Here is a 14,211-nt window from a genome sequence, read left to right as displayed (position 1 = left end):
GAGTGATCCGCGCAGTAGGGACTGACCTGGTCGACGTCACCCGCCTCGAAGGCTACATGGACCGCGTGCCGGGTCTGCGCGAGCGCCTCTTCACCCCCGTCGAGCTGGCCGCCTGCCGGAAGCACGCCGCCTCCCTGGGGGCGCGCCTGGCGGCCAAGGAGGCGGTTCTCAAGGCCCTGGGGTCGGCCCACGCCGAGCTGGGGCTGGATGCGCCCGAAGGGTGGGCCTACAAGGACATCGAGGTGACCTCGGCACCCGGCACCCCGCCGCGCCTGCGCCTGACCGGGGCGGCCGCGATGGCCGCTCGCCGGGCGGGCATCGGCCACTGGCACCTCTCGCTGGCCCACGACGGCGGCATGGCGCAGGCCTTCGTCGTCGCCCAGGCCGACCACGTCGACAACGACGACGACCTGACCCTGTCCTCCCAACGCTCCGAGGCCCACATCAAGCCTCAGGTCAAGTCCCTGCGCCCAGCCCTTTAGACGCCGAGCCCCGGCGGGCCCGGGGCTCGGCACCGTCGGTTGAGGGGCGAGTCGACGGGTCTCAGTCGGGGCTACTCGACGGTCACGGACTTGGCCAGGTTGCGCGGCTGGTCGATGTCCAGCCCCTTGGCCCCGGCCAGGGCGGCGGCGAAGACCTGCAACGGCACCACGGTCAACAGCGGCCACAGGATCGTGGGGGTGGCGGGGACCCGGATGATGTGGTCGGCGAAGGGCTCGACGTCGCCGTCACCCTCCTCGGCGATGACGATGGTGCGCGCGCCGCGGGCCCGGATCTCCTGGATGTTGGAAATGACCTTGTCGTGCAGGACGGGGCGGCGCGGGGTGGGCACGATGACGAAGACCGGCAGGCCCTCCTCGATGAGCGCGATCGGGCCGTGCTTGAGCTCGCCGGCGGCGAAGCCCTCGGCGTGGACGTAGGCGAGCTCCTTGAGCTTGAGCGCGCCCTCCAGCGCCACCGGGAAGCCGACGTGGCGGCCCAGGAACAGGAAGGAGGACCTGTCCGCCAGCTCGGCGCCCAGATCACGCACCTTCGCCTCCTGGCTGTCCAGGACGCGCTGGATCCGGTCCGGCATGGCGGCGAGGTTGTCCAGGTAGTCGGCGACCTCGTCGGGCCACTTGTTGCCGCGCAGCTGAGCCAGGTAGAGCCCCAGCAGGTAGCAGGCGGTGATCTGGGCGAGGAAGGCCTTGGTGGAGGCCACGGCCACCTCGGGGCCGGCGTGGGTGTAGAGGACGGCGTCGGCCTCGCGGGCGATGGTCGAGCCGTAGGTGTTGACGATGGCCAGGACCTTGCTGCCCTGCTCGCGGGCGTGGCGCACGGCCTGGATGGTGTCCATGGTCTCTCCGGACTGGGAGATCGCTACGGTGAGGGTCTTCTCACTGACGACCGGGTCCCGGTAGCGGAACTCGTGGGCGAGCTCGACCTCCACAGGGATGCGGCACCAGTGCTCGATGGCGTACTTGGCGACGTGCCCGGCGTAGGCGGCCGTGCCGCAGGCGATGACGATGATCTTGTCGACGCTGCGCAGGACGGCCGGATCGATGCGCATCTCGTCGAGCTGGAGCTCGCCGCGCTCATCGACGCGGCCGCGCAGGGTGTCGGCCACGGCGGTGGGCTGCTCGTGGATCTCCTTGTCCATGAAGGTGTCGTAGCCGCCCTTGACGGCCGCCGAGGCGTCCCAGGTGACCTCCCAGGTCTTGGGCTCGACGTCACTGCCGTCCTTGTCCCAGACGTGGACGGCGTCGGCAGTCAGGAGGAGCACCTGGTCGTCGTCGACCTCGGCGGCCTTCTTGGTGAAGGCGACGAAGGCGGCGACGTCACTGCCCAGGAAGTTCTCGCCCTCGCCCAGGCCGATGACCAACGGGCTGGAGCGGCGGGCAGCGACGATGGCAGCGGGGGCGAGGTCGCTGACGGCCAGGAGCGCGAAGGTGCCCTCGAGGCGAGCGGTGACGGCCTGCATCGAGGCGACCAGAAGGTCGGCGACCCTGGCCGGATCGGAGGCGGCGGCCGGGTCCTGACGCAGGCGCTCGGTGAAGTCGATGTCCAGGACGTGGGCGACGACCTCGGTGTCGGTGTCGGAGAGGAGCTCGCGCCCGGCGGCCTCGACCTCCTCGCGCAGCGGGCGGAAGTTCTCGATGATGCCGTTGTGGACCACGGCGAGGTGGCCGGCGCGGTGGGGGTGGGCGTTGACCGTCGTCGGGCCGCCGTGAGTGGCCCAGCGGGTGTGTCCGATGCCCGCGGTGGCGGGGGCCGGCGCAGTGGCCTCCAGCAGCACGCGCAGGCCGGAGAGCTTGCCCGCCTCCTTGACGACGTCCAGGCCAGAGGGACCGACCAGGGCAACCCCCGCCGAGTCGTAGCCGCGGTACTCCAAACGGCCGAGGCCATCCATCAGAACAGCAAGGGAACGGGAAGAACCAGTATCAGTCAGGGGGCCGACGTGGCCGACAATTCCACACATGCTCCGATCGAATCATGCCGGCGCAACGATGACAACGAGTACGGGGCCACGTCGATGTGATCTCAGTGTGATGTCGGTGGGACGTCGGAGCCGCACCGGCCGGGGCGCGCGGGAATCGCCGCGCTGAGGGACTCACCTGGAATCAGTCAGTAGTCCCAGCCGGTGTCTCATTGGCTCCTCCTCGTCTGTCGGGGATTGTCCGTCGCGTGCATCTTTTTGCGACACTGTGTCGGTGACCTCCGAGCTGAGCGACCCGAGCGACCTGAGCATCCAGGGCGCCTCACCCTATATCGAGCTGGATCGCGACCAGTGGGCCGCCCTGGCATCCTCAGCACCGCTGCCGCTGACCCAGGCCGACGTCGAGAAGCTGCGGGGCCTGGGCGATCCCATCGACCTGGCCGAGGTGGACGCCGTCTACCGTCCCCTGACCGCGCTGTTGGAGGATTACATCGCCACCTCGCGCGAGCGCGCGCACCGTACCGGATCCTTCCTGGGCGTGGATGAACCTCCCACCCCCTTCGTCGTCGCGGTGGCCGGATCGGTCGCCGTCGGCAAGTCGACGACGGCACGGCTCATCGCCCACCTGCTCTCCCGATTCCCGGACACTCCCCGGGTCGACCTGGTGACCACCGACGGCTTCCTCCTGCCCAACCGGGTCCTCGAGGAGCGCGGGCTCATGGCCCGCAAGGGCTTCCCCGAGTCCTACGACCGCCGGGGGCTGCTGGACTTCGTGGCGGCCGTGAAGTCCGGCAGCGAGCGGGTCCAGGCGCCGGTCTACTCACATACGGTCTACGACATCGTCCCGGGAAAGCACGTCACGGTGGAGCGCCCCGACATTCTCGTCCTGGAGGGGCTCAACGTCCTCCAGCCCGCTCCTCGGGGGTCTCGGCCGGGGGCCTCGGCCCTGGCTGTCAGCGACTTCATCGACTTCTCGATCTACGTCGACGCCGACCCCGCCGACATCCGCCGCTGGTACCTGGACCGGTTCCTGACCCTCAAGCACACGGCCTTCACCCAGCCGGGCTCCTACTTCCGGCGCTTCGCCGAGATCCCCGACGACGTCGCCCTGACCGGAGCGAACGAGATCTGGGAGAGCGTCAACCTGGTCAACCTGCGCGAGAACATCGTCCCCACCCGGGGGCGGGCAACCCTGGTGCTGACCAAGGACTCCGAGCACCGCATGAGCCGGGTCCTGCTGCGCAAGTCCTGATTCCTCATCATCGAATCGTGGCCTCGCGCGGTGTTGATCTGAGGCGCTACCGCGGCGAGCTGGGCGCCGACCGACCGCCAATGTCACCCGGCGTTAAAGGGCTGGAGAAAGTCGCATCATGCCGGAGCCGCCCGAACGATGTCTCAACCACACCTCACTCCTCATCGTTCGTGGTGCGACCGGTCTGCCCACCGGGAGACGGATAGGTGACATCCGGCATGTCCCCAGGGATATCGATGCGCCCCACGCTCCCATGACAAAGCGCCGATACTGTACGTGCGGCCAATGAGACGTGATCCCACAGGACACGTGCAGCCCAGGGGCCGTAGCACTGCGCGACAGCAGTGAGATCTTCTCGCATCGCGGTCTCGTCAGCTTCGTCGTCGGAAGCAGCGAACATGATACTGGCGGTAGCGCCGACGAACCATTCACCGACGCCGATGGCAAGATCACCGACGAGAGCGTAGATCGGAGCAGTCTCCTCCGGCGCCATCTGCACTTCAATCGGGCTGATGCGCCACTGAACAAAGTCCTCCTCTGTGTCCTGCGGCTGACAGATGACACGGAAGGTCTGAAGCTGTAGGACGGTGGCCGATCGCAGCGAGAAGTGCTGATCGCTCGTCTTGTCAGAACTCGGCACGGACATCATGCCCCCACCAGCTTGCCCGTGGACACTCGTCGCGCCGCTTCCGTGGAGGACGAGTCCCACCTATAGTCAGGCATACCAGCGTTGCGGGCGGCACGACGAACGTCATACTCGCCGATAGCAATCACCTCATGGCGGATGAGCGCGCCCACTGCCTTGGCATAGCGGCGCACTGTGGACAGGTGGGCGTCCGAGTGGCCTGACTCGAACCGGGAAACGGATGCCTGACTGGTGCCTATAGTGCGTGCAACTTCAGCCTGAGTCATACCGCTGCGTTCACGCAGAACGACGAGGTCACGGACCAGAGCATGGTCGGCAGCAACCAGACTGCGCGCGTGCTTGTGACCAGGGGCGTCCGGGTCCTCGCCGAGAAGCTCGTAGATGTCCATGTGCTCTCACCGCCTTGTGGGATATATCGGTGACGACATACTAGTCTCTGCTTCGAGTATGGGAAGAGCGTATCGTCGTATCTCACATCACCTCATTCGCCGCGTTTGCGACCAGGACTCGAAACGCTCCTGAGCCTCGGCGATGTGCAGGTCCTGCTCCTCCAATCCGCTCCTTCCACCTCGCTTGTGGCGGAAGCTGAGTGAGAGCAGCAGACGGTCCTCGTCGTCCGGTTCACTGAAGTACAGGCGTAGATGGCGCTGCTCTCCGTCGAGGTTGATTGTCAACTCCAGGCGGGCCTCGAGTACGTCATGCGCACTTTGAGCCTTGCAAACGACGCCCTTGGTGTAGGTGGTGTCGAAGTTGAGACGGCCGGCTTCTGCATCCTGGAGCAGCTGCTGGACCTCGGCCAGGAGCATCTGCCACTCATGATCACTGATGCCGCATGCCCGCAGCTCGCTCATCCCCTTGGTCAGGTAAGGGCGCCCTTGGTTATCGACGGCGTTCTTCCAGTACCCGCCACAACAACACGAACGAGCCCCGTAACCGTAGACCTTGTCATGCAGAAGGGCGGTCATCACGACCACACTCGCAACCAGCACGTTCTCATAGGGACTCCTCGGGGGCCTGGAGTAACTCATGAGGATAGTAGCCCTACCGCCCGACCCGGCAGCGTCGTCGAGCCGACGCGGGTCCAGCCCCCAGGCCCCAGGGAATGAAACCCGACGATGTCGAGGTGAAGCCGCTCTGAAACCGCGCAGGGCCAGCCTTGACGGCATGACATCTCAAGCAGCAACCACATCGCCCTCCCCGAGCGAGCCCCCGGCCATCCGGACTGATGGCCTGACTCGGACCTTCGGCTCCTTCACCGCCGTCGACGGTCTCGACCTGGAGATCCCCGCCGGCATCGTCTACGGCCTGCTCGGCCCCAACGGTGCCGGCAAGTCCACGGCACTGCGCATGATCACCACACTGCTGGCACCCACCCGCGGCCGGGCGACGGTCCTGGGGCACGACGTCGTCCACGAGCGCCACGCCGTGCGCAGCCTCATCGGGGTCACGGGCCAGTACGCCAGCGTCGACGAGATGCTCACCGGGGTGGAGAACCTGCGGCTCTTCGGCCGTCTGCTGGGACTGGGCCGACGGCGAGCGCATGAGCGGGCAGACGAACTGCTGGCCGCCTTCAGCCTCACCGAGGCCGGCGGCAAACGGGTCAGCGGCTACTCCGGCGGGATGAGGCGCCGGCTGGACCTGGCCGTCTCCCTGATCGCCCAGCCCCCACTCGTCTTCCTCGACGAGCCCACCACCGGCCTGGACCCGCGCACGCGCGAGCAGATGTGGGACGTCATCCGCTCCCTGGTGGAGGGCGGCTCCACGATCCTGCTGACCACCCAGTACCTGGAGGAGGCCGACCGCCTGGCCCATCAGGTCGGCATTATCGACACAGGGCGTCTCATCGCCGAGGGCACACCCGACGAGCTCAAGGATCGGGTGGGCCGCAGCTCGCTCATCCTGACCCCGGCGGCGCCAGAGGATCAGAACGCGACCGCTGAGATCATCGAACGGGTCACCGGTCACGCCCCGGCGGTCACCAACCAGGGCATCCAGGGCGTCCGTCTGCAGACGCCGCTGAGCGAAGCATCGGTGGCCACCGAGGTGCTCGTTGCCCTGCGCGACGCCGGTCTGTCCCCCAAGAGCGTCTCGGTGGACCGTCCCAGCATGGACTCGGTCTTCATGGCCCTGACCGGTCACCCCCAAGAGGACGACGCAGCGCCGTCCGACTCATCCTCCCCCTCATCCACCCGCCCCTCCAACGTCAAGGAGCAGTCATGACCGCCTCAGCAGCAACTCAAGCAGCAACCGCACCGGCCGGCATCGTCTTCCCCACCCCGTCTCGCTTCAGTGAGGCGAGACTGATCCCGGACACCCTGGCCATGGCCTGGCGCTCGCTCGTCACGATGGTGCGCAACCCGGGGGAGTTCTACGACATCCTCATCCAGCCGGTGATGTTCACCGTCCTGTTCGGAGAGCTCCTCGGCGGCGCCATCGCCGGTAACGTCAAGGCCTACCTCCCCACAGTCGTCCCGGGGCTCATCATCATGAACGCGCTGACCACGAGCCAGAGCGTGGGCGTGGACCTGCGCGAGGACATGGACAAGGGCGTCTTCGACCGCTTCCGCACCATGCCGATGTCCCGCATCGCGCCGGTCCTGGGCCCCATGGTCTCCGACGTGCTGCGCTACCTCATCTGCACCTCGCTGACCGTTCTCACCGGCTACGTCCTGGGCTACCGGCCCGTCAACGGCTGGTCGGGGACCATCGGCGCCGTCATCCTGACCACAGGCTGCGCCTGGGCGATCGCCTGGACCTTCCTGTTCCTGGGGACTGTCTTCTCCTCGGCCCAGGCGGTCACCTCCTTCGCAGTCATCTTCCTGTTCCCACTGTCCTTCCTGTCCAACGCCATGGTGCCCACCGAGACGCTGCCGGGCTGGCTCAAGGCCTTCGCGGAACACAACCCGGTCTCGCACATCGTCAACGGCTGCCGCTACCTGCTGGACGGGACGACGGGATCGGCCGGGGACGTGCGCGCCGCGATTATCGGTTCCCTCCTGTTCCTGGCCGTCATGGCCCCATTGACGATCTTCCGCTACCAGCGACGCAGCGTCTGAGCGCTCAGCCGATCGGCCCGCCCATCAGCGGCTCCAACCGGCCTCGTTCACCAGACGGCGGGCGAGGCCGGTGGCGTGCGCCAACAGCTGGGCACCGTCCAGGGCGCGGATCCGATCCTCGGCCGCCGACAGGGCCCGGGCGTCCAGCTGCTCGGTGCGCGAGCGCAGGTAGTCGTGGGAGAGCAGTCGAAAGGTCTGGTTGGTGCCCACGGCCAGGGCGGTGGCGACCAGCTCGGCGCCCACTTCCCTCTGTTCGGAACCGGCCCGTGCAGCGGCCGTGACGGACAGCCCTACGGCGGCCGCAAAGGCCATGATCGTGGGGATGTCGCGCAGCAACGGAGAGGGATCGGAGAGGATGTCGCGCAGCAGCTCAGTGGCCCGGGTGCGTATGGCCGCGGCATCGAGCTCAGCGGCATCAGCCGGAGTCAGCTCGAGGTCGGTGACCAGGCACATTCCCAGGATGCAGAGCTCCCACTGGGACCCGGCCCCCAGGATGGAGCGCCATCGCCCGGCGTAACGCAGGCCCACCCGCTGGATGAGAGCGGCAGCGCGCACACGCCCGCGGATCAGCTCCAGCTCACCGCGCACGGAACGGGCGATGAAGCGCAGGGTTCCCGTCAGCTCGGTGGACTCCAGTGCCTCCAACAGTCTCTCGGCCGTCTCCGGGCAGGAATCGAGATGGACCGCGCTGTAAACCTCTCCCAGCTGCAACGTCGTGCGGAAGAACCCGCCCCAGCTCGGCAGGATCCGGTCCAGGAGCACCCGGGAGCGCCTGCACGCGTCAACGACCTGGTCATATCGGCCCAGAGACATCAGCACCTGGAGCCGGTGGAGGTGCAGCTCGAGCAGGTGGATGCCGGCCAGGTCGTTGCCATGAAGCCGCTCCAGGAGAGTCTCGATGGTTCTCAGGGAGGCTCCGGGGTCCCCCTCATCCTCCTGCTGCGAGGCCAGGCACCGGGTCGCCGCCCAGGCGACCCAGGGGTCGGCGTCACTTGCCAGCGCGGACCACTGCACGTCACCACCGTGCAGGAAGCGCCGCACCCGGGAGAAGGGACCCTCGCCGGCGAAGGACGCCGGCAGGAGTGATCGGACCTGAGCGGGCATATGACTCAGGAGCCCGAACAGGGTGACACACAGGGCCAGAACGCTCAGTCCCGCCTCATTGCCGCGCAGGTCCCGGGCCGGTTGGGCGGCGGGACGCACGAGGCGCAAGCCGTAGTCCGCGATGCGCTCATAGCTCCAGGCCACGCTCCACAACCGCATGAGTGCGGCGCCGATGATGCAGATCGCGTCGCGCAGGTCCCCCGGAAGAGGATCCAGGTCCTGGCCATCAGCTTGTGCCAGAAGCCGGTCGAGCTCCTGGAGAATGACGACCTCGTCGTCAATGACCTGTTGGAAGACCCGATTGTGCTGGCGCGCATGAGGATGACCGATGTCTCCGAAGTCGCCGGCGTTGATGGGGAACCGGATCTGGGAGCACAGGTCCACCACCCACTCGTGCAGTGCCGTCCGGGCCGCTGCCTCATCACCGGAAGCGGCCAGCCGTTCCAGGGCGAAGTCCCGGACGGTGACGAGCATGTGGAAGCGGGGCAGGCCGCGCTCGCGCACCACGAGCAGGGAGTGGGAGACCAGGGTGTCGAGGAGGTCGGCGGCATCACCACCGATGAGCGCTTCCGCGGGCTGCAGGGTGAAGCCGTCGGCGAGCAGCGCCAAGCGCTCCATGGCGCGACGCTCGGCGGCGTCGAGCAAGTTCCAGGACCACTCGATGACCGCGGTCAGAGTGCGCTGGCGGGCGGGGGCGTCGCGGGCGGCGGTGAGCAGCTCGGGCCGGCCGGGCAGCCGGTCGGCGATCTGGCCGACCGACAGGCTGCGGGTCCGTGCCGCGGCCAGCTCGATGGCCAGGGGAATGCCGTCGAGACGGTGGAGAAGCTTCTCAAGCTCCTCGTCATCAATGATCTGACCGGAGCGGGCGGCCAGGGCGCGGGCACGGAAGAGCTCAGCCGCTGAAGCAGCATCCAGCGCCTCGAGACGGTGCACGTGCTCCGCACCCAGGTCCAGGGGGCGTCGCGAGGTCGCCAAGATGCGCAGCTCGGGGCAGATGGCCAGCAGTGGCCCGATGAGGTCGGCGACCTGATCGACCAGATGCTCGCAGTTGTCCAGGACGAGGACGGTCCCCGGCAGGGCCAGGGAGGCGGCCAGGGCACGGCGCGGGTCGCCGTCAGCCACCCCGGGGTTCCCGACGACGTCGAGCAGGACCCTGGCCAGGTCAGTGCCGGATGAGACCTCGGCCAGAGTGGCGACATAGACGGCGGGGCGACGACTACGGGCCGCCACCGCGTGGGCGAGAGTCGTCTTGCCGACACCACCGGGCCCGGTGAGGGTCACGAGCTGGTGGGTGCTCAGGGCCTTGAGGACACCGGTCACGTCGGTCTCACGTCCCAGGAAGTGCTCGGGTGTGGGCTCCAGGCCACGGCGCACGGGGCTCTCGGCGGCCAGGACGGCCTCATGAGCGGCGCGCATGGCCGGGCCGGGCACAGCTCCCTGCTCGCGCAGCCGGCGGCTGTGTTCCTCGTAGATCTCCAGGGCGGCGGCGGGCGATCGGGTCCAGGACTCGGCGCGCATGAGAGCGGCCAGGACGGTCTCGTCCCGGGCGTCGCGCTGGGCGGCCTCACGCAGCAGGTCCGCGGCCTCCTCGTGCTCACCGGTGGCCTCCAGGGCGAGGGCCCGGTCGCGGCGGACCGCCTCGGCCTGAGCGGCGGCGCGCTGCCTCAGGCGAGTGACAGGAGTGGCTTCCGCCCCGACGGCGTCATCGTCCCGCTCCGGGACGAGCGGCACCGGCAACTGCTCGGTGAGGTCCAGGACCTGGTCCCACTGGCCCGCGGCGGCGCAGGCGCGAGCCCGCTCCGTCCGGTTCGCCAGGTCTCGGGCATCGACCTCCGCCGCCGGCAACGACAGTCGGTACCCGTCGCCGACACGTTCGACGACACCCTCCCCCACCGCGGCTCGCACTCGGGAGACGACGACGTGCAGCGCCCGCAGCGGCCGGGCCGGGACCTCATCGGACCACAGGGCCTCGATGAGAGCGCCGTCGCTCATACGGGCGTCCGGGCCGCCCACGAGCACGGAGAGCAGGTCTAGGGTCCGCCCGGTCAGGGTCTTGCCGCGCCAGGTCGGCGGTTCCGTCAGGAGGGCCAGGGGATATGAGGGCGTCACGGGAACATCCTGCCCCATCGCGCAGGCTGATGGGCCGGCGGGCTCAGCGGCCAAAGGCCGACCGCGACATCCGCCACCGTGTTGGTGGTTGCGTCCGCGACCGGCCCCGAGAGCAATCCGCCGTCAGCTCACAGGCTGAGGTTGTTCTTGACGGTGTCGGCCAGGGAGCGGGCCACGCGGTCGGCCTCCTCCTGGGTAGCGGCCTCGACCATGACACGCACGAGCGGTTCGGTGCCCGAGGGGCGCAGCAGGACCCGGCCGGTCTCGCCCAGCTCCTTCTCCGCGGAGGCCACGGCGTCCTGCACGGACTTGTTGGTGCTGGCAGCGGCCTTGTCGACGTTCTTGACGTTGATGAGCGTCTGAGGCAGGCGGGTGACGACGCTGGCGAGCTCGGCCAGCGTCTTGCCGGTGCGCTTGACGCGCGCAGCCACGTGCAGGGAGGTGAGCACACCGTCTCCGGTGGTGGCGTGGAGGGTGTCGATGACGTGCCCGGACTGCTCGCCTCCCAGGGTGTAACCGCCCTGGAGCATCCGCTCGAGCACGTAGCGGTCGCCCACGCCGGTCTGGACGGTGCGGATGCCGTGCTCGCGCATGGCCAGGATGAGGCCGAGGTTGCTCATGACGGTGACCACGAGCGTGTCGGAGCCGAGGGTGCCGTCGGCCTTCATGCCGATGGCGAGCATGCCCATGATCTGGTCGCCGTCGACGAGCTTGCCGTCGGCGTCCACGGCCAGGCAGCGGTCGGCGTCGCCGTCGTAGGCCACGCCCATGTCCGCGCCGACGGCCTTGACGTAGTTCTGCAGCTGCTCGGGGTGGGTGGAGCCGCAGCTGTCGTTGATGTTGAGGCCGTCAGGGGAGGCGTTGATGACGATGACCTCGGCGCCGGAGGCGCGCAGCGCGGCGGGGCCGACGACGGAGGCAGCGCCGTTGGAAGCGTCGACGACGATACGCAGCCCGGACAGGTCGGTGGCGGCGGAGTCGACGAGATGGTTGATGTAGTTCTGGTCGGCGACGGTCTCACCCTTGATAACACGGCCGACATCCGACCCGGTGGGTCGGTCGTCGACCTTGCCCAGAAGGGCCTCGATCTCGTCCTCGACGGCGTCGGCGAGTTTGTAGCCGCCGCGGGCGATGAACTTGATGCCGTTGTCCGGGAAGGGGTTGTGGGAGGCGGAGATCATGACGCCCAGCTCGATGTCCTGGGTGGCCGTCAGGTGGGCGATCGCCGGGGTGGGCAGGACGCCCACGCGGGTGACGTCGACCCCGGAGGAGGCCAGGCCGGCACTGAGGGCGTGGTCGAGGAACTCTCCGGAGGCGCGGGTGTCGCGGCCTACGATGGCGCGGGGGCGGACGCTGCGGGAGCGTCGGGTAGCTGCCGCGTCCTTGGTCAGAACGCGGGCCGCGGCCTCACCGAGCTGTACCGCCAGGGTGGGTGTGAGCAGGTCGTTGGCCAAGCCGCGTACGCCGTCGGTTCCGAAGAGACGAGCCATGGAGATCCTCCTGAGGGGTGACGAAACAGCCCCATCCTGCCACGGGTGAACCGGTGTGGGGATATGACGGTCGGGGCACGAGCAAGGTCTGATGTCCTCCATGGTCTCCCCGAGGCGGGCCTTACCCGAGATTCTGCCCATCTGCGGCACGGGTGAACTCGCCCAGTGAAGGTCGGAGCCGGTCGCGTCCGCCCCTGATGGATGATGACGGCGGCCGCCCCGGCTGAAGGGGACGGCCGCCGTCGTACGGAATACGGAATTGCGGGCAGGCGGTTCCAGCCGACCTGGACGCAACCGCTCCGGATCAGCGCTTGGAGTACTGCGGGGCGCGGCGGGCCTTGTGCAGACCGGCCTTCTTGCGCTCCACGATGCGCGAGTCGCGGGTGAGGAAGCCGGCCTTCTTGAGGGTGGCGCGGTTGGCCTCGCGGTCGATCTCGTTGAGGGCGCGGGCGATGCCCAGGCGCAGAGCGCCGGCCTGGCCGGAGACGCCGCCGCCGTTGATGCGGGCGACGACGTCGAAGCGGCCCTCGAGGTCCAGGATGGTGAAGGGGGCGCGCACGAGCTGCTGGTGCAGCTTGTTGGGGAAGTAGTCCTCCAGGGTGCGGCCGTTCAGCTTCCACTGGCCGGTGCCGGGCACGAGGCGCACGCGGGCGATGGCCTCCTTGCGGCGACCCAGGCCGGAGCCGGGGGCGGTGATGGACTGGCCGCGACCCGGAGCGGACTCCTCGGTCTCGGTGGTGTAGCTGGAGGGGGCGTTCTCCTCGTCCAGCGCGTCGATGTCGACAGTGGTCTCAGCCACGATGTGTCCTTTGCTTGTCGCGGGGTGCCGAGCGCTGGAGCGCTTACTGGGCGACCTGGGTGATCTCGAACGTCTTCGGGTTCTGGGAGGCGTGCGGGTGCTCGGCACCCGCGTAGACCCTGAGCTTCTTGAGCTGGGCGCGACCGAGCTTGGTGTGGGGCACCATGCCCTTGACGGCCTTCTCGACAGCGCGCTCGGGGCGCGTGGCCAGCAGGTCGCGGTAGGAGACGGCGGTCAGGCCGCCCGGGTGGCCGGAGTGACGGTAGGCGAACTTCCTGTCGGCCTTGCCGTTGGTGAGGGCCACCTTGTCTGCGTTGATGATGACGACGTAGTCGCCGCAGTCCTCGTTGGGCGCGAACTGGGGCTTGTGCTTCCCACGGAGCAGGGTGGCGGCCTGGGCCGCGAGTCGGCCCAGGACGACGTCGGTGGCGTCGATGACGTACCAGCTCTTCTCGACGTCGCCGGGCTTCGGTGTATACGTGCGCACGGGCGTTGCCTTCGTTTCTCTTGGCGAGTGGGCACGCCGAAGCGCGGTGAAGCGTTCGCGGTTCGGCGAGACCACCATGGTCAGGTGAGTGGTCGGAGCACAGGCGACCCGGGGCGAGTGGGACGGCACCGCGGACACACGCACGTGTGCTGCACGACGATTGCCAACAGTACCGGGCAGCCCGCGAGAGGGTCAAAAGGTGCGGCTTTCCAGTTCCGTGAATCGTGCCACGCGGCCCATTGGAGACGGAACGGACGGGGGCACGGTCGGGAAGCGATCGGCGGCGTGGTCAGCGCAGGCGGCGGGTGATCCGGGCACGCTCGGCCTGGGCGGCGAGCTCGTTGTCACCCGGGTAGGTGACCTCCTCCAAGGTCAGTCCGTGCGGCGGGGCGACGGGGGCGGCGCCCTGGCGCGTGCGGGCCGCCAGGAGCTCACCGGGCCAGGTGGCCGGCTTGCGCCCCTGCCCGACGGCGAGGCCGGCACCCACCAGGGAACGGACCATGGAGTGGCAGAAGGCGTCAGCGATGACGGACAGGACGACGAGCCCGGCATCCGGGCCCACGACGGCACGGCGCCATTCCAGGGCGCGCAGGGTGCGGATGGTGGTGGCGCCCTGGCGGGGCTTGCAGTAGGACAGGAAGTCGTGCTCACCGAGCAGACAGCGGGCGGAGACGTCCATGGCCTCGACGTCGAGCGTATCCGGAAGCCACAGGACGGTGGCACGCCGGGCGGGGTCGCGCGGGGCGCCGGCGTCGGCGATCCGGTAGGCGTAGCGGCGGGTCAGCGCCCCGAATCGGGCGTCGAAGGCCTCCGGCACGATGCGCGCGCCGGTAACGACGACATCGCCGGCCC

At 68.8% G+C, this 14,211-nt stretch carries 13 protein-coding genes; 4 read left to right on the top strand and 9 right to left on the bottom strand.

Going from position 1 to position 14,211, the window contains the following annotated elements; all coding sequences use genetic code 11:
* The coding region (locus RWR81_RS09820) for a holo-ACP synthase (RefSeq protein WP_314457311.1) at positions 1–482 on the top strand (482 nt) is incomplete at its 5' end.
* Positions 483–553: 71 nt separating this feature from the next.
* Here RWR81_RS09820 and glmS read toward each other — a convergent pair.
* The gene (gene glmS / locus RWR81_RS09815) at positions 554–2,458 is read right to left on the bottom strand and encodes a glutamine--fructose-6-phosphate transaminase (isomerizing) (protein ID WP_314457309.1); all 1,905 of its coding nucleotides are present in this window, start codon (positions 2,456–2,458) and stop codon (positions 554–556) included.
* Between the two features lie 226 nt (positions 2,459–2,684).
* On the opposite strand from glmS, the gene coaA reads away from it, so the two are divergent.
* The gene (gene coaA / locus RWR81_RS09810; protein ID WP_314457307.1) at positions 2,685–3,668 is read left to right on the top strand and encodes a type I pantothenate kinase; all 984 of its coding nucleotides are present in this window, start codon (positions 2,685–2,687) and stop codon (positions 3,666–3,668) included.
* 154 nt (positions 3,669–3,822) lie between these two features.
* Here coaA and RWR81_RS09805 read toward each other — a convergent pair whose 3' ends face one another.
* The 3 genes from RWR81_RS09805 to RWR81_RS09795 form a co-directional block, all read right to left on the bottom strand.
* Entirely contained in the window at positions 3,823–4,317 is a 495-nt protein-coding gene (locus tag RWR81_RS09805) for a hypothetical protein (protein ID WP_314457305.1), read from the bottom strand.
* Positions 4,314–4,703, bottom strand: coding sequence for a helix-turn-helix transcriptional regulator (locus RWR81_RS09800; RefSeq protein WP_314457303.1), 390 nt, complete (start codon positions 4,701–4,703; stop codon positions 4,314–4,316). The genes RWR81_RS09805 and RWR81_RS09800 overlap by 4 nt, the downstream gene beginning before the upstream one ends.
* Before the next feature lie 87 nt (positions 4,704–4,790).
* On the bottom strand, positions 4,791–5,279 hold the full coding sequence (locus tag RWR81_RS09795; RefSeq protein WP_314457301.1) for a hypothetical protein: 489 nt from the start codon (positions 5,277–5,279) through the stop codon (positions 4,791–4,793).
* Between the two features lie 199 nt (positions 5,280–5,478).
* On the opposite strand from RWR81_RS09795, the gene RWR81_RS09790 reads away from it, so the two are divergent.
* A complete protein-coding gene (locus tag RWR81_RS09790) occupies positions 5,479–6,534 on the top strand; it encodes an ATP-binding cassette domain-containing protein (protein ID WP_314457299.1) in 1,056 nt (351 codons plus the stop codon).
* On the top strand, positions 6,531–7,370 hold the full coding sequence (locus RWR81_RS09785; protein ID WP_314457294.1) for an ABC transporter permease: 840 nt from the start codon (positions 6,531–6,533) through the stop codon (positions 7,368–7,370). The genes RWR81_RS09790 and RWR81_RS09785 overlap by 4 nt, the downstream gene beginning before the upstream one ends.
* Positions 7,371–7,394: 24 nt before the next feature.
* On the opposite strand, the gene RWR81_RS09780 is transcribed toward RWR81_RS09785, so the two are convergent.
* The 5 genes from RWR81_RS09780 to RWR81_RS09760 all read right to left on the bottom strand — a co-directional run.
* Complete coding sequence (locus RWR81_RS09780) at positions 7,395–10,601, bottom strand: AAA family ATPase (RefSeq protein WP_314457291.1); 3,207 nt, start codon at positions 10,599–10,601, stop codon at positions 7,395–7,397.
* Positions 10,602–10,711: 110 nt separating this feature from the next.
* Positions 10,712–12,073 carry a phosphoglucosamine mutase gene (gene glmM, locus RWR81_RS09775; protein WP_314457289.1) on the bottom strand — a complete coding sequence of 454 codons (1,362 nt, stop codon included), beginning with the start codon at positions 12,071–12,073 and terminating at the stop codon, positions 10,712–10,714.
* A gap of 304 nt (positions 12,074–12,377) precedes the next feature.
* A complete protein-coding gene (gene rpsI / locus RWR81_RS09770) occupies positions 12,378–12,872 on the bottom strand; it encodes a 30S ribosomal protein S9 (protein ID WP_314457287.1) in 495 nt (164 codons plus the stop codon).
* Between the two features lie 43 nt (positions 12,873–12,915).
* Entirely contained in the window at positions 12,916–13,359 is a 444-nt protein-coding gene (rplM, locus tag RWR81_RS09765) for a 50S ribosomal protein L13 (RefSeq protein WP_108832453.1), read from the bottom strand.
* A 289-nt stretch (positions 13,360–13,648) separates the two neighbouring features.
* Positions 13,649–14,211: tRNA pseudouridine synthase A (locus RWR81_RS09760; RefSeq protein WP_399498355.1), on the bottom strand; the 563-nt coding region annotated here is incomplete at its 5' end.

Origin of the sequence: uncultured Actinomyces sp. (assembly GCF_963526355.1) — a bacterium.
Lineage (GTDB): Bacteria > Actinomycetota > Actinomycetes > Actinomycetales > Actinomycetaceae > Actinomyces.
Note: the sequence above shows the minus strand (reverse complement) of the source record. Positions and strands in the feature narration are given on the sequence as shown.

Bases quoted from the DNA above. Each gene is read 5' to 3' on its own strand.
- RWR81_RS09795 (WP_314457301.1), bottom strand. From the start codon at position 5,279: ATGACCGCCCTTCTGCATGACAAGGTCTACGGTTACGGGGCTCGTTCG.
- RWR81_RS09780 (WP_314457291.1), bottom strand. From the start codon at position 10,601: ATGGGGCAGGATGTTCCCGTGACGCCCTCATATCCCCTGGCCCTCCTG.
- RWR81_RS09785 (WP_314457294.1), top strand. From the start codon at position 6,531: ATGACCGCCTCAGCAGCAACTCAAGCAGCAACCGCACCGGCCGGCATC.
- glmM (WP_314457289.1), bottom strand. From the start codon at position 12,073: ATGGCTCGTCTCTTCGGAACCGACGGCGTACGCGGCTTGGCCAACGAC.
- RWR81_RS09800 (WP_314457303.1), bottom strand. From the start codon at position 4,703: ATGGACATCTACGAGCTTCTCGGCGAGGACCCGGACGCCCCTGGTCAC.
- glmS (WP_314457309.1), bottom strand. From the start codon at position 2,458: ATGTGTGGAATTGTCGGCCACGTCGGCCCCCTGACTGATACTGGTTCT.
- RWR81_RS09790 (WP_314457299.1), top strand. From the start codon at position 5,479: ATGACATCTCAAGCAGCAACCACATCGCCCTCCCCGAGCGAGCCCCCG.
- RWR81_RS09805 (WP_314457305.1), bottom strand. From the start codon at position 4,317: ATGATGTCCGTGCCGAGTTCTGACAAGACGAGCGATCAGCACTTCTCG.